The sequence below is a fragment of the Pseudomonas sp. OE 28.3 genome (assembly GCF_014268205.2).
GTDB classification, from domain to species: Bacteria; Pseudomonadota; Gammaproteobacteria; order Pseudomonadales; family Pseudomonadaceae; genus Aquipseudomonas; species Aquipseudomonas edaphica.
In genome coordinates this window covers 3404423-3430321 of sequence record NZ_CP077082.1, presented here as the reverse complement: position 1 = coordinate 3430321, position 25899 = coordinate 3404423, and the positions used below count along the sequence as shown (strand labels likewise).

At 53.6% G+C, this 25899-nt stretch carries 26 protein-coding genes and 1 pseudogene; 9 read left to right on the top strand and 18 right to left on the bottom strand.

Translation table 11 applies throughout. The annotated features are described in order from the left end of the window. The first annotated feature begins 107 nt into the window (after positions 1-107). From deoC to HU759_RS15360, 3 genes are all read left to right on the top strand, one after another. Positions 108-791, top strand: coding sequence for a deoxyribose-phosphate aldolase (gene deoC, locus HU759_RS15370; protein WP_186616881.1), 684 nt, complete (start codon positions 108-110; stop codon positions 789-791). 78 nt (positions 792-869) lie between these two features. Beyond that, on the top strand, positions 870-1385 hold the full coding sequence (locus HU759_RS15365) for a cupin domain-containing protein (RefSeq protein ID WP_170037381.1): 516 nt from the start codon (positions 870-872) through the stop codon (positions 1383-1385). Positions 1386-1623: 238 nt separating this feature from the next. Then, positions 1624-1878: a hypothetical protein gene (locus HU759_RS15360; RefSeq protein ID WP_170037378.1), complete on the top strand. Its 255-nt coding sequence runs from the start codon at positions 1624-1626 to the stop codon at positions 1876-1878. Positions 1879-2189: 311 nt separating this feature from the next. Here HU759_RS15360 and HU759_RS15355 read toward each other — a convergent pair whose 3' ends face one another. Continuing rightward, on the bottom strand, positions 2190-2351 hold the full coding sequence (locus tag HU759_RS15355) for a hypothetical protein (protein WP_170037375.1): 162 nt from the start codon (positions 2349-2351) through the stop codon (positions 2190-2192). A gap of 1498 nt (positions 2352-3849) precedes the next feature. On the opposite strand from HU759_RS15355, the gene HU759_RS15350 reads away from it, so the two are divergent. Beyond that, positions 3850-4848: a fimbrial protein gene (locus HU759_RS15350; RefSeq protein ID WP_186616882.1), complete on the top strand. Its 999-nt coding sequence runs from the start codon at positions 3850-3852 to the stop codon at positions 4846-4848. A 134-nt stretch (positions 4849-4982) separates the two neighbouring features. Here the strand turns inward: HU759_RS15350 and HU759_RS15345 are convergent, their stop codons facing one another. The 6 genes from HU759_RS15345 to HU759_RS15320 form a co-directional block, all read right to left on the bottom strand. Beyond that, positions 4983-6083 carry a polyamine ABC transporter substrate-binding protein gene (locus tag HU759_RS15345; RefSeq protein ID WP_170037335.1) on the bottom strand — a complete coding sequence of 367 codons (1101 nt, stop codon included), beginning with the start codon at positions 6081-6083 and terminating at the stop codon, positions 4983-4985. A gap of 63 nt (positions 6084-6146) precedes the next feature. Continuing rightward, complete coding sequence (locus HU759_RS15340; RefSeq protein WP_170037332.1) at positions 6147-6962, bottom strand: carbon-nitrogen hydrolase family protein; 816 nt, start codon at positions 6960-6962, stop codon at positions 6147-6149. A 372-nt stretch (positions 6963-7334) separates the two neighbouring features. Then, the gene (locus tag HU759_RS15335) at positions 7335-8360 is read right to left on the bottom strand and encodes a fimbrial protein (RefSeq protein ID WP_170037329.1); all 1026 of its coding nucleotides are present in this window, start codon (positions 8358-8360) and stop codon (positions 7335-7337) included. A 3-nt stretch (positions 8361-8363) separates the two neighbouring features. Beyond that, positions 8364-10754 (bottom strand): fimbria/pilus outer membrane usher protein, encoded by a 2391-nt coding sequence (locus HU759_RS15330; protein ID WP_225932988.1) that lies wholly within the window; start codon positions 10752-10754, stop codon positions 8364-8366. 189 nt (positions 10755-10943) lie between these two features. Beyond that, entirely contained in the window at positions 10944-11663 is a 720-nt protein-coding gene (locus HU759_RS15325) for a molecular chaperone (protein ID WP_170037323.1), read from the bottom strand. Positions 11664-11717: 54 nt separating this feature from the next. Then, positions 11718-12311 (bottom strand): fimbrial protein, encoded by a 594-nt coding sequence (locus tag HU759_RS15320; RefSeq protein ID WP_170037320.1) that lies wholly within the window; start codon positions 12309-12311, stop codon positions 11718-11720. Positions 12312-12618: 307 nt separating this feature from the next. Here HU759_RS15320 and HU759_RS15315 point away from each other — a divergent pair, with 307 nt between their 5' ends. Next, complete coding sequence (locus HU759_RS15315) at positions 12619-13401, top strand: helix-turn-helix transcriptional regulator (protein WP_186616983.1); 783 nt, start codon at positions 12619-12621, stop codon at positions 13399-13401. On the opposite strand, the gene HU759_RS15310 is transcribed toward HU759_RS15315, so the two are convergent. After that, on the bottom strand, positions 13392-14501 hold the full coding sequence (locus HU759_RS15310) for a P1 family peptidase (RefSeq protein ID WP_170037317.1): 1110 nt from the start codon (positions 14499-14501) through the stop codon (positions 13392-13394). The two genes, HU759_RS15315 and HU759_RS15310, sit on opposite strands and share 10 nt — an antisense overlap. A 123-nt stretch (positions 14502-14624) precedes the next feature. On the opposite strand from HU759_RS15310, the gene HU759_RS15305 reads away from it, so the two are divergent. From HU759_RS15305 to HU759_RS30035, 3 genes are all read left to right on the top strand, one after another. Beyond that, the gene (locus tag HU759_RS15305) at positions 14625-14951 is read left to right on the top strand and encodes a hypothetical protein (RefSeq protein WP_170037314.1); all 327 of its coding nucleotides are present in this window, start codon (positions 14625-14627) and stop codon (positions 14949-14951) included. Between the two features lie 61 nt (positions 14952-15012). Next, positions 15013-15642, top strand: a complete 630-nt coding sequence (locus HU759_RS15300) for a cupin domain-containing protein (protein WP_346274580.1) — start codon at positions 15013-15015, stop codon at positions 15640-15642. Beyond that, on the top strand, positions 15603-15842 hold the full coding sequence (locus HU759_RS30035; protein ID WP_346274579.1) for a helix-turn-helix domain-containing protein: 240 nt from the start codon (positions 15603-15605) through the stop codon (positions 15840-15842). The genes HU759_RS15300 and HU759_RS30035 overlap by 40 nt, the downstream gene beginning before the upstream one ends. Here the strand turns inward: HU759_RS30035 and HU759_RS15295 are convergent. From HU759_RS15295 to HU759_RS15250, 10 genes and pseudogenes are all read right to left on the bottom strand, one after another. After that, a pseudogene (locus HU759_RS15295) lies at positions 15839-16556 on the bottom strand (SDR family oxidoreductase). The gene HU759_RS30035 and the pseudogene HU759_RS15295 sit on opposite strands and share 4 nt — an antisense overlap. Before the next feature lie 107 nt (positions 16557-16663). Continuing rightward, entirely contained in the window at positions 16664-17386 is a 723-nt protein-coding gene (locus HU759_RS15290; protein ID WP_202884311.1) for a hypothetical protein, read from the bottom strand. A 10-nt stretch (positions 17387-17396) separates the two neighbouring features. Beyond that, positions 17397-17942, bottom strand: coding sequence for a hypothetical protein (locus tag HU759_RS15285; RefSeq protein WP_170037311.1), 546 nt, complete (start codon positions 17940-17942; stop codon positions 17397-17399). A 3-nt stretch (positions 17943-17945) separates the two neighbouring features. Next, positions 17946-18434, bottom strand: a complete 489-nt coding sequence (locus HU759_RS15280) for a hypothetical protein (protein WP_170037308.1) — start codon at positions 18432-18434, stop codon at positions 17946-17948. A gap of 13 nt (positions 18435-18447) precedes the next feature. Beyond that, entirely contained in the window at positions 18448-19497 is a 1050-nt protein-coding gene (locus HU759_RS15275) for a hypothetical protein (RefSeq protein ID WP_170037305.1), read from the bottom strand. Then, positions 19497-20171 (bottom strand): pilus assembly protein, encoded by a 675-nt coding sequence (locus HU759_RS15270; protein ID WP_170037302.1) that lies wholly within the window; start codon positions 20169-20171, stop codon positions 19497-19499. The genes HU759_RS15275 and HU759_RS15270 overlap by 1 nt, the downstream gene beginning before the upstream one ends. A 25-nt stretch (positions 20172-20196) precedes the next feature. Further along, positions 20197-22374: a TcfC E-set like domain-containing protein gene (locus HU759_RS15265; RefSeq protein ID WP_202884312.1), complete on the bottom strand. Its 2178-nt coding sequence runs from the start codon at positions 22372-22374 to the stop codon at positions 20197-20199. A 155-nt stretch (positions 22375-22529) separates the two neighbouring features. Continuing rightward, on the bottom strand, positions 22530-23066 hold the full coding sequence (locus tag HU759_RS15260; protein WP_170037299.1) for a CS1 type fimbrial major subunit: 537 nt from the start codon (positions 23064-23066) through the stop codon (positions 22530-22532). A 278-nt stretch (positions 23067-23344) separates the two neighbouring features. After that, entirely contained in the window at positions 23345-24340 is a 996-nt protein-coding gene (locus HU759_RS15255; protein WP_170037296.1) for a fimbrial protein, read from the bottom strand. A 30-nt stretch (positions 24341-24370) separates the two neighbouring features. Continuing rightward, positions 24371-24667 carry a response regulator gene (locus HU759_RS15250; protein WP_170037293.1) on the bottom strand — a complete coding sequence of 99 codons (297 nt, stop codon included), beginning with the start codon at positions 24665-24667 and terminating at the stop codon, positions 24371-24373. An 878-nt stretch (positions 24668-25545) separates the two neighbouring features. On the opposite strand from HU759_RS15250, the gene HU759_RS15245 reads away from it, so the two are divergent. Next, complete coding sequence (locus tag HU759_RS15245) at positions 25546-25857, top strand: hypothetical protein (RefSeq protein WP_170037290.1); 312 nt, start codon at positions 25546-25548, stop codon at positions 25855-25857. The last annotated feature ends 42 nt before the right edge of the window (positions 25858-25899 follow it).

The window sequence follows — 25899 nt, the reverse complement described above, 5'->3', positions numbered from 1 at the left end:
GTTTGTGTTAACTAAGTAACATTAATTGTGAATATTGTAACGGTTAATGTGAGCGCCGCAACACGCGGCACACCACCATTGGCAACATACAGGCAAGGGCACGTTATATGAATACGCTTCAACCCGCAGCATTGGCCAAGTACATCGATCACACCTTGCTGGCCCCCGATGCCACCCGTGAACAGATTCGCACCTTGTGCAAAGAAGCACAGGCGCACGGCTTTTATTCCGTATGCCTGAACTCGGGGCAGGTGCCTTACGCCGCGTCCTGCCTGACCGACGATCGCGTGGTGATCTGTGCGGTGGTGGGCTTCCCATTGGGCGCCGGCCTGAGCGACACCAAGGCCTTCGAAGCCGAACGGGCGATAGCCGCCGGGGCAGGGGAGATCGACATGGTGCTCAATATCGGCTGGCTGAAGGAAGGCCTGCTTGAAGCCGTGCGCGAAGACATAGCCTTGGTGCATAAAGCCTGCGGCGCCGTGCCATTGAAGGTGATCCTGGAAACCTGCCTGCTCAGCGACGAACAAAAGGTCCAGGCCTGCGAAATCTGCCGGAATTTGGGCGTGGCATTCGTCAAGACGTCCACGGGGTTCAGCCGCAGTGGTGCCACAGTTGAGGACGTGGCACTGATGCGTAAAACCGTGGGTGCCAAGGTTGGGGTCAAGGCCTCCGGTGGCGTACGTGATTATGCGACGGCGCTGAAGATGATTGAGGCCGGGGCTACGCGTTTGGGCAGCAGTTCGGGGGTTGCGATTGTGGGTGGGGAAATGGCGGCGGTGGGTGGTTATTAAAACGCTGCTTATATAACTCAACTAAATAGACATTTAGTTGAGCTATAAAAAACCACCATAAAATCAAGGGAGCGGGCGATGATTCAACGTAAAGCAAGCGCACAAGACGTAATCAATGCGCTGGATCTCGAACCGCATCTCGAAGGCGGCTACTTTCGCAGAACCTATCAGGCGGACCATCGCGACTGGCTCGAAACCGCTGCAGGACCGCGTTACCTGATGACGTCGATCTACTATCTGCTGACCGAGCAATCAGCGGTGGGCCAGTTTCATTTCAATCAGTCTGACATCCTGCATTATTTCCACTTGGGCGACGCACTCGAATACAGCCTGATCCATGCGGACGGTTCATTGCAGACAGTCATCATGGGCAACGATGTTCTCGCAGAACAGTGTTTGCAATTGCACGTACCGGGTGGCATCTGGAAATCATCACGATTGCTGGACGGGACAAACGGATTTGGATTGATCAGTGAAGCGGTTTCGCCAGGATTTGATTTTGCCGACATGGAGATGGGAAATCGCCATAAGCTCACGACAGCGTTTCCACAGCATCGAGCGTTGATTGAAAAGCTGACGCGGGATGAGGATTGAGGGATGCGGATTCAATGGATTATCAGGTTGGAGGGAAAGCGTAGTCGGGAAAATGATGAAGTTCCGGTGAAGATTTATCCAGAACGTCCATATCAGAGGATTTTTTATGATTTTTCTGAATGACGATTAACGTAAAAAAGTCTAAAACCCTGTTATTTCTAACAGTACAAAAATAGAGTTGATTACCGAAGTATGGGGATTGTTGGAATGCTGTATTTTCTACACAAGGAGAACTCCCATGCCCGATTACACGGAACAACAACTCTTAGATCTTCCTAAAGAAAAACTGATAAATCTGACATCACAGCAATTGAAAAAGCGAGACGAATTACTGCGCGAGCAGCGAGAACGGGAAACTAATCCCGTCGATTGGAGCACCATGGATGAGGTTATAACGGTCTCACAGAAGTACGCCAAAGAAATAGAGGAGATGTACCAATCAGATGAGGACCTGAACTTTTCAGAAAACCTCGACCTGCCCGCAAAGCAATAGCCGCCACCTGATTGACAGTCAGGAAAATCAACATCCGCGCCGGTAACCGGCTAAGCCGGCTGATCTCAACCCAGACGGAAAACTCCAGAGATCACCAGAACTCTGGGGTTTTTCTTCGCGAGACGAATGCTAGAGATGTTATCTCACCTTGAGCCTCTGATTTCCCCAAAGCGTCTTTCACAGGCGCGGTCAATCAAACCTACAAACTGGATTCGCATTCTTGGTGATTGGAGTGGGGGGGGGGTGCTGTTACACCCCCACTTTAGTACGGAATCCCGTACCGGCCTGCAGTATCGTCGAGGCGAATTTGATCACTGCTTGGAGTCCCGCAGATGCATCTGGCAGATCAACAATAAAGCCAATGCTTTCGGGTTTTCGCGCCTGTAAAGAACCCAGATCGAGACGCAGCGCTTACTGACGTCGCAGCCGCCGAGCAACGCAGCAGTGAGCAATACGGCGGCATAGAGCTTCATGCAGATCTTCCTTGAGCACGGGTGGCGTTGGGACGAGTAAAGATCAAACCTGAGGGCGTTGCCATGTGGTGGGTGAAAACGATGAGGTTGCGGCGTACTGGCAACTGAGTGGTGATGATCAGTGAGAGGAGGAAAAGCCTGGAGACGCTGACTCAAAATCTGACGCGTACTGCTCCTGATTAAGTAACATCGTGTTACGTATAATGTATATTATGTTAAATCGTGCGCCACGTCAGAAATGCCGTTTCTCTTCTTGGCAGCGTGCACCGCTGCTTTCTTGTGACTCCGCGAATTTGAAACTATATCGTGAGAACTGACGCGTTTTACACGGGACCAACGAATTGCTTCGGAGCCTTGAGCGCACATCGGGCCAAAATGTCGTAGCTCACACCGTGTCGATTTTTCTCTTCCAAAGTTCATGCCGATTGGTTTCTTACTTCTCCTCGAACTCGAGACCAACTTTTCACTTCCTATGCGCTCGGACACGGCGGCATCAAGGGCTCGGTGCTCACGAACTCGTCGTTCAAGCGTTGTCATCGAGGTATGAGGAGAACACTCAAGGCGCGTTCTTGAAGGTCAAAGGTTCGGCGCATGGCCTGAAAAAGATGGGCTGGAAATCCGTTCTTGATCTGGGCCAGTCGTTCAGAACCCCTCAGTGCGAAGCGACCGGAACTGAAGGCCCAAAACTCCTCGTTCCCTAAGTTACGCAACCTCTCATGCTTTCCATTTTGGCGCCGCTCAGGTGCTGAAGTGCTCAATGGTTCTACTCCTTCACGCGGGAAGCAGGATTTTGATAATCCTATCATCGGGTGTCAGCAGTCGAATACGTGTTAAACGCTTCGGAGGGGGGCCAATTTCATGCATCTTTTAAAGGGGATGACCGCCCTCCTCTTTGATCCCGATTTCCTCCTATCAGAATTGGCGGAAATGGGGAGGTCTATCTGCGCCGAAAAGTCAGGGGGCTCGCTATATACATCGTAATTTCCGAAATCGCCTCCCGCCGTTAACTACTTAATAAGCCTGCAAAAATCTGAGGGCCGGTAAAAGCGTTCTTCCGCTATGTAGCGGCTGAAACGTCTTGCCTCGTGAGAATATATTCAGCGAGGAGTAAGTATGTCCTCACAAAACCCTATCAGATAATTCGCGCTTTTTATCTGTTATTTCCACACGCTAGAAGGACGAATCTGATTCGCTATGATTGATGCCTCATGGCATGCAGACTGCGGTTTCGGTGTAACGTAAAATGCAAAAGTCGAAAATCACGGATTGAGATAAATCGTATGACGACAGAGCAATATATGAACTTTGAACAGTTCAGCGCTGAAAAGCCAGCCCTAAAAAAGGACATACGCCTTGTTGCGCGCCCATTGAATATGAAGGCTGAGCTATTGGCTATACAGGTACAAATGGTCAATATCGCATGATGCGCTGTTTGCCTCTTTCGTTGTTCGCCCTTAGCGGGCTCTGGCGCAGACGCACCCGCAGGTATCGGGAGGTCATGGCCACTGTCTGTGTAGTTAGCGGTCTGCTAGCATTACCAGCCAGTGCCCTGGCGGGCTGCGCGGCGAGCGGCAATAAAATCGTGCCGTCGATTTCGGATGTGCCCACTGACAGCGGAGGGATGATCTCGTCCGTTTGGCACTCGGCAACCATGTCGCTCATCTGCACGAAGATGCCCTCAGGCACCTATACGAATACGATGGGTGCTACAGGCGTGCCTGCCGGAGCATCCGTCGAGTTTGATGGTGCGTCCTACAACCTCTACCAGACGAACGAGAGTGACGTATTTTACTTTGGGACTTCTTCTGTCGATGGTGGGGCGGAGCACGGATTGAGTTCCAACGTCTACGAAACCGTGCGAGAGATAGGCTTCAGCGGCAGCAGCGGCCGCGTCTTCGACTTTACAATGCGTTCGACGGTCAAAATAAGGTTTTACAGCCCCAAAAAGAGCATGACCTCAGGCCTGCGCACCATCAATACATTGGACGTCATCACGGGCAAAATTACCCATACTAAACCCGGGGTCTACAACGGTATATGGACGATGCGCACTGATAAATTCACGTTCGTGGCCAAGGGTACCTCCTGCACCTTAACCACGCCGGCCAATATTAAGCTTAAGCAAGTGAGCATGGTCGATATGCCTTCAGTCGGGTCCAGCATCGCCGGCGGTGCATTTGTACTGGGCCTGAAATGCAGCACGGATGCACCTGCATTTCAAGTGAGTTATTCCATGTCGGACGTGTACAACCACCCTTCGAACCTTTCTTCCTATCTGAGCCTGGCCGATGAGCCCACGAGAGCGGCGGGTATCGCATTACAAGTGTTGAATGGGACTAACGCCATCAGTTTCGCCCCTTCAGCCAATACCATAATGGGCAACTTGAGGAGCGGTACGATCAGTCAGCCTATGACCGTGCAATACATACGGAACGGTAAGATCGCGACGCCTGGAAAAGCCAACGCGGCTGTCACCGTGACCTTTACTTATGACTGATTGCTTTCTGGACTATCACACGCAAGCGTCCGGCCAACCCACCTTCCTGACCACGACACTATTTGCAGCTCACCGGAGGGCATTCCCTAGGCTCTAGGTGGCTGGCCAGACAGAAACGCTTCCAGTCATCGTCATCAGGTCCCACTCTTGACCTTACTCCAGACCCGCGTGCGCACCCGCTCCAGTTTCAAGGGCAGCGGCTCCAGCGCAAACAGCGTATCCAGCACTGCTTTGGAAGGATAAACCCCCGGATTATCGCGCACCTTCGCATCCACCAGCCCCGTGGCATCCTTGTTGGCATTGGCATAGCTGAGGTAGTTGGACGATGCGGCGATCACCGGCGGGCGAAGCATGTAATCGATAAACGCCAAACCCTGTTGGAGATTCGGTGCATCGTTGAGCAGTACCAGGTTTTCCACCCAGATCGGCGCGCCTTCCTTGGGAATGCTGTACTGAATCCGGCGACCATTACCGGCTGCGTCGGCCGCTTTGCGAGCGTCCATCACGCCACCCGCCCAGCCGACGACGGCGCAGATATCACCGTTCGCCAGATCGGTGATAAAGCGCGAGGAGTCGAAGTAGCGGATGTGTGGGCGCAGTTTCAACAGCAGGGCCTGGGCCTTCACATAGTCGTCCGGGTTCTGGCTGTTGTAGGGCAATCCCAGATAGTGCAAGGCAATCGGGATAATTTCAGCGGGCGCATCCAGCATGGCCACGCCGCACTCGCCCAGCTTGGCGAGATTTTCCTGCTTGAAAATCAGATCCCAGGAATCCACCGGTGCGTCGTTACCCAGAAGCGCGTGGACTTTGGCCACGTCGTAGCCGATGCCGGTGGTGCCCCACAAATACGGCACCGCAAAGCGATTACCGGGATCGTTGTTGTTGACCTTGGCGAGGATGTCCGGGTCCAGATGGGACAGGTTGGGCAGTTGCGAGCGATCCAGTTCCTTGAGTACACCGGCCTTGATCAGGTTCGGCAACAGGTCGCCGGTAGCGACTACCACGTCATAGCCGCTACGCCCGGCCATGAGTTTGCTTTGCATGACCTCGCTGTTGTCGAACACGTCGTAGGCCGATTGAATGCCGGTCTGCGCCTGGAAATCCTTCAGCGTGTTGGGTGCGATGAAGTCATACCAGTTATAGATATTGACCTTCGGCTCCGCGGCCTGAGCACATGCCATTGCGCCGCTGATAACGGCAGCCAGCCCCCATTGCATGCATCGAATAGTGATCATCACGAACTCCTGGGCCGGCACCTGCGCGCCAGCTGATTATTGTTATGGAGGGTATAAGCGCAGTCAGCGAATCAGCAGTTCACGGCGGCCGTCGGGGTGCTCGACAGCCTCTTCTTGCAGTTGCAGTCGACGATCATTGAGGTAGTGATAATCCCTGCGGGCCGCCTTGATTTGAGCAAGGTCCAGACTGATCACATGGCGGGTTTCTTCGCGCCCGGCTTCGTACAGCACGCGACCAAACGTGTCGACCACCGCACTGCCGCCCGCAAACACCAGGCCGTCGTCGCCCTGCCCTGCGCGATTGACCATCACGCTGAACAGCTGGTTTTCCTGGGCCCTGGCCATGATCGCGGTGCGGTGCACCGGACCGTAGGGGTCCATGTTGCCGTTGGTAACGATGATTAACTCAGCCCCCAACTGCGCCAGTGCCCGCGCCGTTTCCGGCAGCTCGATGTCGTAACAGATCAGCAGGCCGACACGCACGCCGTTCCACAGCGTGGTGACAAAGCGATCGCCTGGCGTGATGTCGGCGCGCTCGGAGGGCCACAGATGGGTTTTGCGATAGCGCAGGGCGATGCCGTCGGGGGTGATCAAGACCGAAGTGTTGTAGTAGGCGCTGGCATCACATTCGACCAGGCCGATAACAACCGACACATCGCGCTCGCGCACCGCCTGTTGCACGGCTCGCAGTGTCGGGCCGTCCAGGGGCTCGGCGACGTTGGCCAGTTGTTCATCACTGACGAAGCCCATCAAATGGGTTTCCGGGAATACCAGCAGGTCGGTGTCCGCGTTGCAGTTGGTGATGGCCGCCAAAGCACGTGCAAGGTTGTACGCCGTATCGCCGTCGCGGCCGGCTAACTGCATCAATTCAATCTTCATCAGTGATCCTTCCGCGCAGTTCAGCAAGTTCTGAAAGAGTATGGGCGGCGCTAACGAAGCGAAACATCACGTCGAAGGGGTACCCCCGTGGGGGTAGTGAGATCAAATAACACTCAGATCAAAGCAGACCGCTCATAAGACAATATCATCGTTACACCCGCGCTCACCGCGCCCTGAGTGTGCGTTCACGGCCGTGCAAATGTAGCGCACGCTTAGGGGCTTACTGATCGACCCAGCGCCTTTAGGCATAGCGCCTAACGTGCGCGGGGAAGCAGCCTCCGATCGTCACGGCCATTACCCCCCACCATGATCTGCAACCACACGCCTGAGGCCTGCTCGGTTATTCTCGCCAATGCGAACTGCAGATAAAAATTATTCATAAGAGAGCGTTACGGTGACTCCAGCGTTTACTGTTCCTGGTGTCATTTTCCCGGTACGAATATAGTGAACACCAAAGGGTTTACTGATAGTTCCGCCCTGAACCCCCATATCCCCCAACTTTCCTTTGAGTGTAGAAGCCGAAGTTTGAGATCCAAAGACCACAGGCGTCTCGCCATCAAGCACTTGCAGCGACACACCTGAGGCCGAGTTGACTGCCGAATTCAGCGTTAGATTTGAAGTCGTATTGCCCGGGGCGTTCACATCCTCCAATGAATAAAGAATTTTGTATGGCGCATAGGATGCCGCGCACGTTACGCCAAGCGAAAAATTTACTCTTCCGGTCGTATCACCGACTAACGAGAGCAACGACAAGTTAGTCTTTTTTAGACTCACCTCGGACGGCGCGCTTAGCGTGCAGGACGTATTATTCACGGAAAGACTAACTGAAGGCGAGCCTCCATTAGATGCTCCCGCTTGAGTCGACCCCTCAAATACTCGATTATAAAAAAATAAAGCTTGACTAGGCACTACTAGCTGACCAACCGGCAGTCGAGCAAGAGAAACATAACGAAATCGATATTTGTAACCTTTTTTCAAAAACCCACCAACACCTAAAAAATCAATTTTCCCATAACCAGGATCGAATATGGGAATGTAATCTCCATCTAAAAAAGCATGCTCGTAAATCACACCAATATTGGGATTGCTTGTAGACTGCAAATCATACTGCCTCCCATTAAAATCATACACACCAACTCTAGACTTAAAAAAAAAGAAAACGATATAAAGAGGCACGTTTAGAGTAGTATATGAGCAATTCATAAAATTAGGTATAGATCTTTCATGCCACACATCTGAAATCATCTGTACCCCAGTCTGCCCCTTGGCTTGCTGCACCTTTAAAGTCACACTCGCTCCTGAATCCACATAAGCAAGTTGACAGTTACTAGACGCCCAAACAAGACCACTTACAGAAAAAAGAATGAACAGACACACGCTTTTAAAAAATACGATCATACGTCACCCCCTCACACAGACAGCATCAAAGCTCTCATACATGAGCTCTTTTTTTGCAGGCGGCACATCATAACTAAAACTACATTTCCCACCGCCCCACACAACATCGAACACGCCTTTATCCTTGACTCCAAAAACCAGCAATCTTGATACATTATCAACCACGCCAAGCATACTTCCGCTCTCACCATAAACTTGAGCACCAAATGGAACTTTTTCACCATCGTTCAACTTCAACGAAAACTGCAACCTGCGCCCCGACTCAACCTCAAACCGACGCTTCACCACAGCGCCACGCGTCGGCACCACCCGCTGCGAACTTTCTGCGACTTCGACATCACTACCAAAGGTATTGGTATCCAAGTTGATCCAGTTGTAACGATAGGGTTGCGCATAGGGCACGACCGCATAGCCTTTTTTATCGGTACGCACAGCAGTCCCACTTTCGACGCCGACGCCCTTGGTATCGGGCACTTCAACCAATGCGAAGGTTTCACCGACCGGTTGCCCCAACGTCACCCCGTCGCGGTGTACCACCACCGACCCACTCGCCCCGACGTCAAAATGCTTGTTATCCCGACCCTGCCCATAGTTGCCACTGACTTTCGCATTAGGCGTGTCCCAATTCATACCGACGCTGCCGGAGGCACCGCTGGTTTTGCTTTTGCTGCCCTGTACCGAATAACTCAAGGTGTTCTGTTCGTCGATGTTGCCTGACAGGCCCGTTTGAATCGACGTCTCACCTTGGGACGATGAAGTAGCGCTGGTGTAAAGCCGTTGCGCGCGACGATTGTCACCGAACGGAATACTGAAGGACGCAGACACCTGATTATCGATTCGTTGACTGCCACCCTGCCCCTCTGTACGGGACACGGCAAAGCTGTAGCTGGTGTCGGCATAGCTGCCGTTGTAGCCGAACTGCCAACGCCGCGTGCTGCCCTGGCCGTTCCAGTAACTGGTTTCGCCCAAACTCAGAAACAGCGACCCACGCCCTTCCAGGGACTGGTTGACGTTCATGTCAAAACGGCTTTTTTGTCGGCCGTAATAAGGGGTGGCGAAGCGATCCTGTTCATCCACATGTTGGCTGAACGTGCGGAAAGACTCGGTGGAATAGCGATAGCCGACCATGGTGAAGGTGGTATCGGTGCTGCTTAGCGTCTTGGAATACAAAAAACGCGCACTCTGGCCCACGTTCTTGCGCCCGGACGCATCCTTGGAGTTGCTGTTGGTGACGTCAAACGATACACCGCCCCACGGCGAGTTAACCCCGATGCCCAGGTTCAACGCGTTGTAGGCCTGGGAAGCGAGTAACCCGCCGTAGCCGGTGAAGTTGTCGGTCACGCCATACACCAGCGTGCCTTGGGTAAACTTGGGCGCCGCCTGCCCTTCAGTCTGGTATTGGCCGGCGGCCAGGCTGTAGCGGGTACTGCCTCGACGTGTCATTACCGGCAAGTAGGAGTAGGCCTGGGAGTATTGACGCTCGCGCCCATCGGCCTCGATGATCTTGATACTCAAGTCACCGTTGGAGCCGCTGGGGTAAATGTCGCTGATCTCGAAAGCACCCGCAGGAACGCTGGCCGAATAGATCACGTAGTTGTTCTGGCTGATCTCCACCGTTGCATTGGTTTCAGCGATACCGCGCACCACTGGTGCGAAACCGACTTCATCATCGGTCAGCATGCCGAGCTCCGACGTCAATTGAGCGCCGCGAAAACGCACACTGTCGAAGATATCGCCCTGGGTGTACAACTCGCCCCCCGCCAGTTTGCTCTTTAGGCTGACGACGTCACGCTCGGCATAGGTACGGTTGCTGTTGAATGTGTCGCGCATACCGGTGCCCCCGGAGATCGACGACTCATTGCGAAAGCGCCAGGCACCGAGGTTGAAGCCGTTACGCAGACCTATATAGCGGTAGTCGCTACTGTAACCACGGCTGATATTGCGGCTGAAGTTAGTCTGATAATTGGTGTACAGGGCGGTGATGCCGTTATCCCATAAAGACGGATCGACATAACCACTGGACTGTCGCTTTATGTAAGCTTGAGGCATGCTGATCTGCAACGCCAGCGCGGTTACATCGAATTCGATATCGGCACCTGGCACCAGCGCCGACAGATCAATCACGGTATCGTCGGCACTGCCCGCAGTGATGACACCCTCTTGTTCAAGCCGTGCAGTGTTCACCCCAATCGCCTTGAGTAGGCCCAGGTGTATGATCGGCTTGACCTCCGATCCGTCCTGCACGACAAACTTGATGGACTCACGCAGTATCAAAAATTGATTGAGGTAAATATCGACATTGTACTTACCAGGGGCGATCGTGCTTCCTTGCTCAAAGTACTTCAATTCGGCCGTGGTGCCATGCTTGTTCAAAAAAGCATCATTGAATTCCACAGCATGGGCCGCAAGTGGCAGGGAAGCACTTGCCAGCACTAGACTAGAGGCGCCAAAACGACCAAACGGACGGGTACCAGAATAACTCCCAAAACAAAATGCCCACATAAGAATCTTGCCTCATTACTCAATCGTTACTGCTTGACTTACTTCAGATGCAGAGCTGCCTGCCTTCTTTTAAAAAGCCCGTCAGCTTGAAATATTGGCGAGATTCTTAACCGGGACGCCATAATCATTAATGGCATTAAACTCAACGACAATTTGAGCATTAGCAGGTATTGCACCTGCGCCTTCCACCAGAAACTTACCGGTCGCACCGGGCGCTACCATCTCTACGTTGACCGGGTGACGAGCGCCCTTATACTCAAGGAACACAGCGCCAAAGGATGCGTAATAAACAGAGTTATTGGAGACCAACAGCCAGCGTTTTCCGCCTTCACTCACCAACTGCCACTTCAACAACTTGACAGCCCCTTCAGGCGTACCGGACAAACCCGTCGGCCGATAAAACAGCTTGATCCGTTGGCGCACTGCAATCTGCAAAGTGTTATCGGTCTCGGACTTTTGGGGAATCTCCTGCACGCTGAGCCAGAACACCGACTCTTTGTCTGAGGGCAAACCTTTCCCCGCATAAAAAATGCGCAGGCTTTGTTGCTTATTGCCGCCCAGGCGACTCAGCGAAGGGGTTAACGCAAACGGTACATCCTGATCAGTTTTTTTAGAGTCCGGCTCCAACCAAGACTGAATCATGATGTCCCTGTCGGCGTCATTCTTGACCATGATCGACGCTTCCTTGAGCTTTTGCGGGTAAATAACTCGCGTGCCGCCCAATGTAATACCGGCCTGTGCGATACCACTGAAGAGCAAAATAATCCCCGCCAGACAGTACCTGGAGTACACGTTCTTCATTTAATTACCTGCGGTAAAGTAGAGAAGCATGAATATGCTTCTCTAATGAAAGACTTATTGGTAAGTCAGAGTAAATGGCAATGTGCCATTGGCTTGGCCAGGCACGATGGGCGTAACACCATTGGCCACATAGGAGGCGCGCATGTTCAAGTTTGCGGTATACGTGAAAGCTGGATCAGTACCAGCCTTGACTAACGGCGCATCAAAAGAGCCGTTACCTGCCAGGTTGATCAAGTTATTACTGCTATCGAAGATACCAATACCCACGCCCTTCGCAGCACCGGTGGTTTTGAGCAAGTTATTATTCGACCCATCCACACCGGAACCCGAGTTAGGGTCGAACATTACCTTAACAGTGGTCAACCCAGCAGCGGTATTACCACAGTCCAGATTGATATTAATCGCCGTGCCCGAAACAATCCCAGGATTTTTGGTGCTCAGGGAGTCAATACTGACCTTGCCCATCGGCACTTCAATTACCTGCGCACCAGCGCCTCCACCCACACTGGTACCGGCGCCGGAAGAGGCTTTGCAGGAAGCGGCAGTAATTTCACCGGTAAAATTGATAGTCCCGTCTGCCGCCAAAGCGGAAGTTGTAATCAATGCGGTGATAGCCGCTGCCAGAATATGCCTTTTTTGGATAGCCACAATCAATTTCCTTTAGGTTGTACAGGAGGTTAATACTTGTAATCGACCCTATAAAAGAGTCGGCTAAGTTTACCCAGTACACCCTCAGCAACAACCGCAAGAATCCATGCCTAGCCCTGGAAAAATCCTAACAAGGCATCAGATAGATCCTACAAAATTAACCGTTACTCACATAACGTTTGATACAACGGCGAATACGGTCTGTAGACTGACCTGTATTACACGGGATGTGCACGCGTGACACGAGCCAGTGGCGCACGACCAAGGGCAAGCAATAATGTCAAAGGGAGCATCGATGGGCAGTGAAATGAACCTGACGCTGCAGGATGTAGCTTGGCATGACGCGGTCGGCAAGCTGATCGAAGCCCTGGACCGTCCTGACTTCTGGCGTTCGTTGACGCGTTTGCTGGGGCGCTACGTACCGGTGGATAACTGGGTGGTGCTGATATTCAGCACGGGCAGGCCGCAGGTACTTGCTGAGTCTGCCGCAGAGGGTAACGAGTCCGACTCACTCTTCCAGGATTACCTCAGAGGCCTGTACCTGCTAGACCCGTTCTACCTGGCCAACCGCGAGTTACCACAAAGCGGCCTGTTCCAGTTAGGCGACGTCGCCCCAGAGTGCTTTGAGCAGACAGAGTATTACCAGCGCTACTTTCGATTGAATGTCGTCGCCGACGAGATTCATATCAATGTGCAACTGGATACTAGCCGCACTTTGAGCTTGTCGCTAGGCAGTAGTAGCCGCTTCAGCCAGCAGCAGATCGCGTTGCTGGGCCTGGTACAGCCATGGGTCGCGGGCTTGATGCGCCAACGGTGCTCGTTCGAACAGAGTTTGAAGGACGCACCGGAGCAGGCTCCTGACTGGCAGGAGCGCCTCCACGCAACCACGCGACAGATCAGCGCTTCATTATCTGCCCGTGAAATGGAAGTGGGCCAACTGATGCGCAGCGGCTGCTCAAACAAAGAGATCGCCCGCAAGCTGGCGATCTCTGCCGAAACGGTCAAGGTTCACCGCAAGCATATGTACAACAAGCTGGGGATCAAATCCCAGTCCGAGCTGTTCCTGTTGTTCCTTCAGGCTCAGGAGTGAACCGTGGCCGTCCAGCCCACCTTCGCCATCGCTGCCAGCAGTTGTTCCGGCTTGAGCGCCAGCGCTTGCCGGCCGCGGCCCTTAAGATCGTTGGCGGCCAACAGAGCGTTGAGGATTGCCTCTTCGACGGCGTCTGCCGCGGCCACAAATAACGCGGAGATGTAGTCGTTGTTTACCATCTGCAAGGCCGTGGTCGGCGGGCCGGGTTGCCCGAGGTTGGCAACCGGCAAGCCGGTATTGCCCACCGAGAACGCAATGAAGATGTCGCCGCTGTCGTCCTCTGTGCCGCCACCGACCCGCGCCAAGCCGATACTCGCACGCTGTGCCAGGCGGGTGCATTGATGGGGCAGCAAAGGCGCATCGGTGGCGATGGTGATCACGATGGAACCCATGCCTGGCACGCCGACATTCACCGGCCCGTCATAAGGCGAAGGCGTGTCCTTCAATACGCTGCCCACCGGGTAACCCGCCACGCGCAAGGCGCTGCGTACGCCGTAGTTGGCCTGCACCAATGCACCTACGGTCCAGCCGCCCTCTTCGGCGCTCAGCACGCGAGACGACGTACCAATCCCACCTTTGAATTCATGGCAAATCATGCCGTTGCCGCCGCCCACACAGCCTTCCTGCACCGGGCCGCTGCGTGCATCCGCCAATGCGGCGTGCACATGCTCGGCGGTGACGTGCTGGTCCCAGATATCGCTCAAAATGCCATCGTAGGTTTCCAGGACCACCGGCATGCACCAATAGGTGTGTTGCTTACCCATCTCGCGCTCGGCGGCCACCAGTGCATCACGCACCACACCAACGCTATGGGTGTTGGTGTAGGCAATGGGCGTGGTCAGTAAACCGGCTTCGCGAATCCACTCAAGGCCGGTGGCATCGCCATTGCCGTTCAGTACGTGAACGCCGGCAAAACACGGCGCCAGATGGGCCGCGACCGGGCGCGGCTCGATGATGGTCACGCCAGTATGCGTTGAACCCTCCAAGCTTTCGGCAGTGAGGGTGTGATGGCCGACGCGTACGCCAGGCACGTCGGTGATGGCGTTGAACGCCCCGGGTGTGCCCGTGCCAATGGTGATGCCCAGGTCTCGTAAGCGCATGTTTTTACTCTCGATAAGCCCGTGAAGAATTGGCCCAAGTCTAGGTAGACTGCCAGCCGTTGACGATAACCCACAGTTGTTACCCCCGATGAGTTAGGTCGGCCCCGCTTTGGACGATGGCAAATGAAGCCGGGGCGATTCACACCACCTGGCCTGAACACGCAAACTCACTATGTGCCTGGGCATGAAACACCGCCAAATAAAGCCACTGCCGCCCAAAGAATCGAGTCCAACCTCAAGTCACTGACTGCAAACATGACCCGCCACAAGGAAATGTTGCTGGAGAAATTCGTCAAACTCGATGAGCGCCTGCGTGAACTCGAACAACGGAAGCATGCGCTGGCAATTCGAGAACTTTGCGTCGCCAGGCGCGAAGACGAACTGCTCGCGGGTATTGATGCGCTGGATGCAGCGCAAGCGCGACTCAACGCAATGCTAAAAAATGCCTAAAAATCAAACCTCAAACCTGCTGAAAGCCCGCCGTGACAATAGCTGCCCGGAGTTTCGACACATGGATCCTCTGTCCGATATCCTGTCATTGTTGAGAATTGGTAATTACCATTCGGCCGCGCTTACGTTAAGAGGCGACTGGGCGTTCAACTTTCCGAAGCTCGAAGGCATCAAGTTCACCGCCGTCATCAAGGGCAGTTGCTGGTTGCAAGTGAGTGGAGAGCCACAGCTAAGACAACAGCATCAAGGCGATTGTTTTCTGATGACCCTAGGCATGCCATTCACGCTCTACAGTGATATGTCCCAGCCGGTCATGGATTCAGACGCTTACTTTGAAATGCTGGCGGCGGACGAACTGGTTCTGCGTTATGGCGGCGACGACACACAACTGGTCGGTGGCCGTTTTGACCTCACCGGCATTCCCGCGCAGTTATTGCTCGGCACACTGCCCTCGCTCGTCCATGTGCGGGGCGATGAGCCGCAGGCGTCGATCCTGCGCTGGGCTCGGCAGCGATTTACAGCGGAACTGCAGCATCAACGCCCTGGCCGATCACAGTTCAATGAACACCTTGCTGGTGGAAGTTCTGTGCCCCCATCTGGCTACCCTAGACAACAGCGCCAGCGGCTGGTTTGCTGGCCTGGCTGGCTGCCATGTCACGCTCGGCGTTTGCCTTGCACTTCAAACAGGTGATCGGTGCAGCACCATTGGAATACCTGACGCACTGGCGTATGTTGCTGGCAAGTGATCGCCTAAAGCATCCTGCGGATACGGTTTCAACCATCGCGTTTTCATTGTGCTACGAGTCAGAGAGCGCATTCAGCATGGCCTTCAAACGTTTCATGGCGCAATTCCCCCGCCATTATGTCCGCGAGCACGCCACCTGTGGTTAATGAAGGCCACCGCCGATCACTAGTATTTCGCCGGTAATCCAGCCAGCGTCTGCAGACGCCAGGAAAGCGACCGCTGGCGCCATATCCTCAGGCTGGCCGATACGGCCCAATGGCGTAATCGCTTCGATTTTCTGGCGAAATGCGTCTTCAAAAAAACTGCTGGCGTGTACACCTTCGGTCACCACCAGCCCTGGGTTGACTGAGTTGATGCGGATTTTTTTCGGCCCCAGCTCATTGGCAAGGGTGCGGGTGATAGCGTCCACTGCGCCCTTGGAAGCGGTATAGACCGTAGAGTTGACAGGCGTGAAAGAGGTGACGCTGGAGCTGATATTGATGATGCTGCCACCCGCTGGGTTAAACACCTCGACCGCCGCCTGGGTGCATTGGATCCCTCCCAGGACATTGAGGTTGAACTGGCGGTAAAACTCATGCTTGGTGATGTCAGCCAGTGCGTCAGTCGAGTAGACACCGGCGTTGTTGACCAGAATATCGAGAGCGCCATGCTCCAGAGCAATGATCTTGAACAGCATCTTGACGTCGACGCTATTGCAGACATCCGCCTGCAGCGCAAAGGCCACGCCCCCGTTTTACACAATGTCCGAGACCACCCGGTCGGCATCCTCGCGGCTACGGACATAATTGCCTGGCAATCGCCGCCCCAATGCCCTTTGACGCACCGGTAACCAGTGCAACTTTGTTTTGCAGCTTTTTCATGCTCGCTTCCTACTATTGCTGGCTCAAATCAGTAGAGCCAGCTTAGGAGGAACGCTGCGGCCCGTTAATAATCAGCCCGCCAGAAAAGCTTCGCCATCGTCCAGCCTTCAGCGCGCCGGGCCAGCGGCAATACACTCCGGCTGATCCGGAACACTGATCCGGGCTCCCTTCAGCAACAGCGGGACACCGGGGTACACATTGAATGGATCAATAGGTTCACCGTTAACGGTTACTCCTTCTACATGGGCTCGGGTGTTACCGGTAGCAAAAAAACGGCCACCCCCGGCTTCGCATTTGATCGTCAGCGTGGATGTTTCCTGAACCGGTATATGGCGTACCAGTGCGCTGAAGGCAAGGTTGACCACCACATTGCCAGCAATGGTCTTGAGCTTGGGGTCCAGCAGACTCACAACCGGCTTTATGTCCAATCGATACACCTGCTCCTGTTCTATCTTCACCAGGGGCTTCAAGGTAATGGTCTTGCTCTGGCCCGGAGCAAGCTGCAACTTGAAAGGCGCGACGTAGAGCTTTGGCTGAAGGGTTTTGCCGATGGACTCCAGGCTTTCATCTGCCAACTCCACGCCGGGGTTGAGCACCCGCGACAAGGCAATGGACACATACTCCGCACGGTCGCCAGTGTTGGAGATTTCAACCGTGACGGCTTTGTCCCTCACCTCAGACACCATCGGCTGAATATTGATCAGCGCAAATGCGGATGATATCGGCGCAACACCGCACACCGCGCAAAACACCAGGCAGGCAAAAGGTTTCATAGGTTTCCTGTAGCAGTTCTGGGGTATGCCAACGAGCGGCAGGTAGCCGTGCAACACGTGGGCGCAATCAAGGATCGGTAATCACCGGTTCAAAGGTCAGCGACAGCACACCGCTGTACGCCCCCGCGGTTTGCTTGAAATCCCCCTCCGGCGGATAGGCTGCAACGGTCAGTCCGTAATAGCCAGAAGTGTCCTCACCCGGCACAGTCCGGGGAGGGTTTTTAAACTCCGTCCCCTGGCCCACCATCAGGGTTTTGGGCGCTTCACCTTCGGCCATGAAATCCACTTTCGGACGCTGAAACACCTGGGTAACATTACCTGCATTACGAATCTGCAGCGGCTCATCCAGGCGCACCTGAAATACTCCGGTGCTGGAAACAACCCTCAGCCGTGCCTGCACCTCATAAGGCATGTCCCAACCACCCAACTGCGACATTTCCAGGCCCTGATCGAACCAGCTGCCCTTGTCGTCAGTCACGAACAAATTGTTATTGGGCTTCACGTAGGCGCTGACATTGCTGCTGACTTTGCCTTCGAGAATCAGATCCGCCATCGCCAGCGCCGGTAGAGTCGCTACGGCAGTAAGGAGGCAAGCAAATGCTACCTTGTTCATGTGCTACTCCTTTTCGGTAAAAACGCTCGCATTGGCGGCCTTCTGATAAATCACCATGCCGTAGCCGACACTGACCGACAGCGGAGCCGGCAGGCTATCTGCATCGCTGGCCTGCACGATCAAATGCTCTCTGGGCCGAAAGGTCACGCGCCAGACCTGGTTGCTGCGCGGCGGCGTCAGCTGCTGCAAGTTCATCCGGTATTTTTGCCCGGGTGCCAGCACCAGCCGCGCAGGAGTCACCAGCAAGGCGGGGTGCATCACCTCGCCAATCGGCAGCAACCGCTCAGGCCTGTCTCCGGGATTGAGCACAAGCGCTTGCTGCACATCCAGAAACAAGGTGCTGTCCCCGGTGTTTTGCGCATACAGTTCGCCCTGGCGCTCATCGGGAGCCAATCGCAACTCGATGCTTGACAATTTCAATACCCCGCTGGCCATACCGGGGCACGACCACAGCAACAACCAGCCCATAACCATAAACAGCGGATAATTCATCGGGCACCTCGGCCTAGGGTTTGGCCACAACGGTAAAGGTCAGTACATCACTGTAAGCCCCGCCTGGAGATTTCTTTTCCGCAAGCGCCGTGAACGTGGGCGTAAAGCATGTCCGCCCATTCTCATTGAGGTTGAAGCCCGTGTTCTTGGCGTTGGGCAACAACATCGTGGCGTTGGCATTTTGTAGCGTCAGGCTATACGGCACTGTTTTCGAACTGTCTTCCAGACTCTTGAGCAGATAACGACCATTGCTTGACAGACCATTCAAATTGGTTGCATTGATGATGTACTTCTGAAAAGTAACAAACTTGGAGCCTTCATAAGTAAAGCAAAGCTGATCATTAGCAGCGCTTAAGGTTTTCAGTGTCTCCTCCCCCCTTGACAGTTCGCCAATATCCCAGTCTGGCGCGTTCATGGTCAAGGTGACATCCATCGGCGGCGGTGGCTGCTCCGGATTTACAAGCAACGTGCAAATGCCGTTTTGGGTGGCGGGGCTTATATAGGCAAGACCGGCGCTATCACCATAATCATCGCCCGATGTAAAAATACCCGCACGAATACCAATCGCAGGCCATTTAGCAATAATTGAATTATTAAACTGCACGACCACAGCAGCCCTAAATGGAGATCGATTAATCCATTGACTATTATAACGATTAGAGAACATAGCGTACCGATATCCACCAAAAATAGTTTCCTTTTCAAACCCCCCAAGGGTTACCGAGTTGATGCCAACACTAGAACTTTCATTAAGCTGGCCAGCGGCCCCATAGGTATAAACAATCACGCCTCTGGATTGAAAATTAGCCGTCGGATGATGCCCAGCTGCTGCTTTATAGTCAAAGTCCACTCGCGCCGTAGAGGTACCATTACCGTTATCTTTTAAACTACAATTACTGTAACCATTACTTAAATCACTATAGCGCATTACATAGGCCGACGCCTCGCCAGCGGCAAGTGATAAACCGACCAAAAACAGTCCGCACAGTTGTTTCAGGACACACCCGCTGAATACGCCAGCTATCTTTTTAATCCTTTCAAACACCCCACACTGAATGTTCATTAATTACAATCCAGCGTCTGCTGAACATCATTAATTGATAAACTTACATGTTTTCCTGCAAACAACTGGGGCGTCCCTGGAAACAGGGCAACTTTGCTCCTTATCGGCAAATGACTACCTACAGCAACGTCCGACAGCACCATGCGAACATTACCGGTGTTCTCCAGGCTAACGCCCCCGCCAGCGCAATGATGCGTCCAGCCTGTACGCTGCAGCTCAGGCGGCGGCATATGGCGGATCAGTACACCGTACCCCACCGATACCGACATCGGAGCCGTAATCTTGTCCTTCGGGGCATTTTCCACCTGCATGGCTCTCACAGGCACGATATACAGGCGGTACAAGGCTTCGACGGACGGCTCGACAAGTGATTTGAGGCTGATGGAGCGACTCTGCCCCGGCCCCAGGGTCAGCTTGTCGGGGCTGGCCAGCAGGGTCGGATGATCGATCTGGCTCATTGCCAGCTTCTCTTCCGGTTCGATGCCTGGGTTTATCACTTTCTGCAGAGTGATGGACAAGTACATCGACTCATCACCGACATTTCTCACGTTAACCATATGCTCGTGATTGTTGTACACCTTGAGACTGGCCGGCATGACCATCAATTCGCCTTCGGCCCGGGCAAGGCTTGAGCCAAGAAATATCAAGCTCAATAACAACGTAGGTAATCTCATAGCGGGTTCCTGATCGGGCATGCACTTACTGGCACTGGTATTGGCTGGGTTTGACGGTGCGAGTCAGGTCGCAGATGTATTGGCGGCCTGCATCCTGCACCGAGATACGGGCAAGTACTGCCTTGCTCGCGATCGAAAACAGGCCATTAGGGTAGGCAACATCGCCAGTTTCGATGATTTTCCCGCCCACAGGCGCGCCATGGGCGTCCACCAGCAGACCGCTGTAAATCATGTTGATATCCACCTTGGCACTGGCGCTGTAGACCTGCCCAGGGTGGGCCCGGATGATGTTGGCCGGCACTTCAATATTCATGTCCATGTTTTCGCTTTCGCTGATAACGCGTGCAAATGGCACATCCCCGTATGCCTCAAGCGGCACGGCGTAAGTACTGCCACCGGCTACTGGCTGGCCTTCAACGCTGAAACCGTAGGGGCTACCCTCAATCGCGGGAGTCTCCAGCAACATGGCGCTGCCACCATTGCTGTAACGCCCCATGGCAATACCGTCGGCATTGGCCGCGAGCATGCCGCGGTAGTTGAAGTCGGCGTTATCGGCAAAATCGCTATGCCCTACGTTCAGCGAGGCATCGCCACGTGTTCCGGAGCGGCTGCCATAAACATTGAGGCTGTTTTGCCCATCAATACGGTTGACCGTTACACCACTGGATGAAGTGCCATAACTGTCCTGGAAGTCTTTGCGGTAATCACCGCTCAGCTGGGTCTGGCCGCCATACTGTGCAGCACGCAGGCTCGCTTGCGACTTGTCCAGGGTCCAGCTCATATTCACGTAGAACGTGTAATCACTGCTGCCCGGCATCGAGCCACCTTTTTGCACACCGGCCGATACCGCCGACCACAGGCCGTTGGGCCGATAGTTCCAGCGCACTTCAACCTGTTGCGATTCACTGCGGCTGAAGTTTCGATAGTTATAGGAAAGCATCACCCCGCCCACGTTCTTGCTATAGGAAAGGCTGGTACTGGGTGTTCCATAATAAAAACGCGACACAGACGTATTTTCGTAGCGGCTGAGCATAAGATTACCCAATCGCGGATCATCCATATTCAGGTTGAAGTAGCCCCCGGTACCGTCCTCGCCGCTCAACACCCCCACCGTCGGTGACAAATGCAAGGTGCCTAATGTGGAAGGCCGGGACATATTCACTTCAGAAGCCCAGCTGGAGTTGTCGCTGCTGACCATTGCCGCATTCAAATAGAGGTTGCTCAAGTTGCGGCCCATGGCCGCTTCAAATAGCTGACCGCCTTCGTCCATATCCTGGCCCGCAGTCACGCGCCAGGAGTTGGCCGCTTCACCGGTAAAGTTGAGGTTATTGACGTCGCGGGTTTTCTGGTTCACCAGGTTGCCGTTACGGTCCACCAAACGAATCTCGATGGGGTAATAACCACCCGGAAGATCCATAAAGCTGATTTCATTACGGCCCAACATCGCCGGTCGCTTCAAAATCAGTCGACCGTTACGGTAAAACTCATAGTTACCTTCAGCCGTGGAAAACAGCACCAGCGACCCCGCATCACGGTTCGCACGCAAATAGCCCTGACTGCCCAGGGTTATAAACTGGTCAAAACTGGGGGATAACACCGTGCTCACCGAGCCGGAACCAAAGTCGATGCTGTTTTGCTTGCCGGCGCGCACATAGGTGTCAGCAAAGTTCTTTTGCAGGTAATAGGATGAGATCCCTTGATCCTTGCTGCTCTGCCCCATACTTCGGCTCTGGTTGGCATACCAGTTCATATAAGCAAAACTGCGACCGGGCAGCCCGAACCAGGTATTGCCGTTGATATTCATGGCACGGTAACTGTCCGAAGAGCCGCGTATATCCACAGACTGATTATTGATAAGCCCCCACGAAGTATTAGGTGCCAGATAATCATCCCGGGTGTTGCGAATACTGAGTGTGCGGCGGGCTTTATCGAGGGTGACATAGTGATCGGCTACACGCAAATCACAGCCACCTTTGCATTGTTTATAATCAATACGCGATAACACCTTTTCAATAGACTGCCTGTCTGCAAGCGCAACATCATTTTTGCGGTACAGGGTCGCATCAAACACAAGACCGTTCTGCACCAACGAATAACTGATAAAACCCGGCAAAGTCTTCCCGTTATAAGTAGCGACATAACGCGCCGTGTTATCCATTTCAACCGCACTGAAACCCTCAGGGGTTCCGTAGGAGATCTTCACTTGAGCGAGCGTCCGGGATGAAACAACTGCAACAAGGCAGGCCGCGAGCATGCAAACCGGAAAAGGAATCTTATGCGGGCACATCCTGAGTATCCGTTAATGACCAAGAAGAGCCCCTCACGGGGCTCTGACACCAGTTACTGACAACAGTCCGATTACGGCCCGACAGCAGCAACAGGCTCGAACAGCATGACCAGATCACCGCTGTAGCTGCCGTTGGTGCTCGGCCCGGTTGCTGTTTTAACCGGCGCATTGACATCGATTTTCAAGTTATGAATTTCGTCATAGCCACCATTACCCGTGATCGTCTGGGTAACTTTCAGAGGCGCCCCAAATGTCACCGCACTGTCCCCACCGGAGTGAGCGATAGTGACTTTTGCCCCGGTCATTTCATAAGTACCATTGGACAACTTCAAAGGCTGTGCCAGCGACACATTGAACTCGCTGCCTTTGGTCCAGACACGAACAGGCAGTACCTTGGTGAAGGCTTTCTGGGTGTAATCGAGAGGCTCCAAGTCCTCAGTGCCGTACCAGGTAGAACCATCTGACTTGGACACAAACATCGCATCGTTGATTTGCGCTGTCAGGGTTATTTTTTTCGAAACGGTGCTGTCAGGCACCGTAGCAGCTTGAGCCATACCCGCCAACACACTACTCAGACCAACAGCAATTAAAGCAACTTTAAAGTTCATAACCAGATCCACGACTAGTATTTATCAAACGTACCCACCCCTGATCAGGCGGCACGACTGAAAGAGAGAGGAAACAGACAGACTTACTGTCTGCCCATATAATGCGCCGCACACAAACAACCCACAATAAGATATATCCTACAACCACGACGACTTATCTGGCGCACCACCATTTACAACTCAACAACCCCATACACATGACTGAAACTGACAGAAATGCCACGCACGAAAAATCAAAAGATTCGAGCACAACGCTCAGATTGCACATCTACTCAACATCAATCATAAGATAGAAGAATCGATACTGCGCCTACAAACTTTCCAGGGTTAAGGGCTACCATGGAGCGGCGTACATAGCTTACGTCCAGGGTCTTTGAAAAAAAGCCACCCTGGGATTGAATCAGCCCCAGGGAATAAAAAGTACCCATATTCATAACCGTCGAACCCTCGGCAATCTGTAGAGCAACTGAACCGATATTGCCGCCACCCGATGCAGGACGGAGCGCGACATACTTGTCGGTTGCCGACCAGTCATTCATATCAAGGAGAGCATATTTTACATTGTAAGCAGAGGCAGCACCCTCGCACACGGCAGCAAACACCACCGGCGTTGTGCCGGCAATCGCGCCAGCCACAGGAATATCAGCGAGTTTTATTTTAGGAAGTGCAATCGTCGTGACGGATAGATACAACTTGCACGCTGGGCTTTTTGCAGTGACAACTGTTCCAGTTAGCGATGTAAATGCCGACCCTGTATACACTGCATCCTTAGTAATGCCGGTACTCAGCAGCGTCTCGGCAGAGACATTATACGAACCCGAGTCCAGCCTTGTTGTCGCTACCAGGCGGACCCTGACTTTAATTCCATATGAGCTGTATACAGGGGCATCGCCCTTATACGTAGTCAACTCTATGCCCTGATAAGGCAGCCACTGCCCTTTGGTATCCGCCACCGCCATAATCAATGAAATACCCGGGACTGAAGTATTAAGTAGCGCATAGAAGGTATTTTCAAAGGAAAACATACCGCTCACCGGCAGAGCACTGCTAGCCGTGACGGAGTACTGCCCGGAGCTCGTCAAATCGCAAGTCATAAGCGCTGGACTACTTGCTTCGTGCCAGCTCGACGAGATCATCCCCGGCTGGCCGGAATCATGAGCGAAGCTGACGGGCAACTTCAAACTCAAGCTACTGTAAGTGCAGCTCGTAGCCGCCTTGACTTGCCAGCCGAACATAATTAAAGCCAGGCCGATACACAGTTGTAGAATTCTCACGAGGAAACTCCTTATTAAATTTGGCAGCCCTCAGACGAACGTTACAAATTCACACAAGACCATTTCATTACGTGAGTCACCAGAGGTCAGAATCAGCACTTTGCTGGAAATACCAATCAATTTCAGATTAGAGATGACCGACAAACCGTCCATTTTGGGAATACTTAAATCCAGTACGACAAGGTCAGGCAGTAATTTACGAATGACCTCCAGCGCGTTAACACCGTTATCGGCTTCAGCCAGGATGCTGTACCCTTCCCCTCGAGCATTACCCTTACCGCCATGCGCATCAACGGATGATCGTCGATCAACTACTATGCTACCCATTACTTTACCTTTCAAAGAGATGCCGATAACAATCTAAACTTGATACCCCGCCACCAAACATGCTGCGCGGCGGAATATTGCATTCCCTTGTACTGTGTAAAAAGATAATAAAAAACCATCGCTCAAAGAGTTCGAAAAGTCTACCCGGATCAGCGACTGCTACCACCGCAGGAATCTTAGTAGTGCATCAGATATAACCATAATCAGCGTAGGATTAATCCCACTCAAAACACGCGCAGACCCGCAGACATCAGCAGCTCATGCTGTATGTGGGCTCTATCCCGTTAACACCGACAGTTCCCCCCGATACCACGGCACACATAATGCGCTCAGGGTGGCTTGCACCGGATCGCTTTCAGTAATGTGCGTATGCGGCAATGGCGAAGTGGCTTGAGTATTGACCGCTACCTGCTTAGGGCCGAAGCAGTACAATCGGCTGTCTCGTGGAACGACATATATGGTTTTAACTTGCGCCACCCGCGGCTGGGCGCATTACAGCCAAGTGAAGGCGGATTATGGTCGCAGTAGGAATATCTGGAGATTATGCCATGAGCACAGCCGAGAAAATCAGTATTGCCCTGCCGGCGGAGATGGTTCACGTGATCGCGCAAGGCCGAAGGCGGAATGGGTGCAGGTACACCCAGAGGCGAATGCCCTGTGGACCATCAACCCGCCGAGCCAGACAAAAACCTTCAGCGCCCTCATACTGCTCGACTCGCCATGCGTGCTTGACCTGCTTGCGGCTAACAGCAAGTCCCTCAACCTGAGTTTGGCAATAACGACTTCTCCCGCCACCTCGGCCCCGCAACTGGTGTTGCCGCTGGAAACCGAAGCACCATTCACTCCCCCCCGAACAACAGGCTGAAAGCCCAGCACCGTTGACGCTACATGCCCCACTGCGCCTTAACCCGGCCGTGCAGCATGCCGTGATCAACACCCTCTACACTGCTCAGGCCTGCCCCGTCGCCGAAGGCCTGTTTGTGCCATTGCACGTACTCAAAAGCCAGGGCATAAAGGCCGCCACCGCTATCCGCGCCCTGAGTGAGGTGTCGATGCTGATTCGCTCGACGCAGCACCAAATGCCCACTCATACGCGCGAAGTCGATGGCCATACCACCACTGGCGTGATCCTCGACCCACGGTTTATCGCGGGACTGACGCCGATGACCGCAGTGCAAGCGGGCTCATGACATGTTGCGTCCCTATGAAATGCCCTGGCGTCGCGCCTATGG

Excerpts from the sequence above, each read along its gene's own strand:
- deoC (WP_186616881.1), top strand. The coding sequence starts at position 108 with ATGAATACGCTTCAACCCGCAGCATTGGCCAAGTACATCGATCACACC.
- HU759_RS15365 (WP_170037381.1), top strand. The coding sequence starts at position 870 with ATGATTCAACGTAAAGCAAGCGCACAAGACGTAATCAATGCGCTGGAT.
- HU759_RS15360 (WP_170037378.1), top strand. The coding sequence starts at position 1,624 with ATGCCCGATTACACGGAACAACAACTCTTAGATCTTCCTAAAGAAAAA.
- HU759_RS15355 (WP_170037375.1), bottom strand. The coding sequence starts at position 2,351 with ATGAAGCTCTATGCCGCCGTATTGCTCACTGCTGCGTTGCTCGGCGGC.
- HU759_RS15350 (WP_186616882.1), top strand. The coding sequence starts at position 3,850 with ATGGCCACTGTCTGTGTAGTTAGCGGTCTGCTAGCATTACCAGCCAGT.
- HU759_RS15345 (WP_170037335.1), bottom strand. The coding sequence starts at position 6,083 with ATGATCACTATTCGATGCATGCAATGGGGGCTGGCTGCCGTTATCAGC.
- HU759_RS15340 (WP_170037332.1), bottom strand. The coding sequence starts at position 6,962 with ATGAAGATTGAATTGATGCAGTTAGCCGGCCGCGACGGCGATACGGCG.
- HU759_RS15335 (WP_170037329.1), bottom strand. The coding sequence starts at position 8,360 with ATGATCGTATTTTTTAAAAGCGTGTGTCTGTTCATTCTTTTTTCTGTA.
- HU759_RS15325 (WP_170037323.1), bottom strand. The coding sequence starts at position 11,663 with ATGAAGAACGTGTACTCCAGGTACTGTCTGGCGGGGATTATTTTGCTC.
- HU759_RS15315 (WP_186616983.1), top strand. The coding sequence starts at position 12,619 with ATGAACCTGACGCTGCAGGATGTAGCTTGGCATGACGCGGTCGGCAAG.
- HU759_RS15310 (WP_170037317.1), bottom strand. The coding sequence starts at position 14,501 with ATGCGCTTACGAGACCTGGGCATCACCATTGGCACGGGCACACCCGGG.
- HU759_RS15305 (WP_170037314.1), top strand. The coding sequence starts at position 14,625 with ATGAAGCCGGGGCGATTCACACCACCTGGCCTGAACACGCAAACTCAC.
- HU759_RS15300 (WP_346274580.1), top strand. The coding sequence starts at position 15,013 with ATGGATCCTCTGTCCGATATCCTGTCATTGTTGAGAATTGGTAATTAC.
- HU759_RS30035 (WP_346274579.1), top strand. The coding sequence starts at position 15,603 with ATGTCACGCTCGGCGTTTGCCTTGCACTTCAAACAGGTGATCGGTGCA.
- HU759_RS15285 (WP_170037311.1), bottom strand. The coding sequence starts at position 17,942 with ATGAACAAGGTAGCATTTGCTTGCCTCCTTACTGCCGTAGCGACTCTA.
- HU759_RS15280 (WP_170037308.1), bottom strand. The coding sequence starts at position 18,434 with ATGAATTATCCGCTGTTTATGGTTATGGGCTGGTTGTTGCTGTGGTCG.
- HU759_RS15275 (WP_170037305.1), bottom strand. The coding sequence starts at position 19,497 with ATGAACATTCAGTGTGGGGTGTTTGAAAGGATTAAAAAGATAGCTGGC.
- HU759_RS15270 (WP_170037302.1), bottom strand. The coding sequence starts at position 20,171 with ATGAGATTACCTACGTTGTTATTGAGCTTGATATTTCTTGGCTCAAGC.
- HU759_RS15260 (WP_170037299.1), bottom strand. The coding sequence starts at position 23,066 with ATGAACTTTAAAGTTGCTTTAATTGCTGTTGGTCTGAGTAGTGTGTTG.
- HU759_RS15250 (WP_170037293.1), bottom strand. The coding sequence starts at position 24,667 with ATGGGTAGCATAGTAGTTGATCGACGATCATCCGTTGATGCGCATGGC.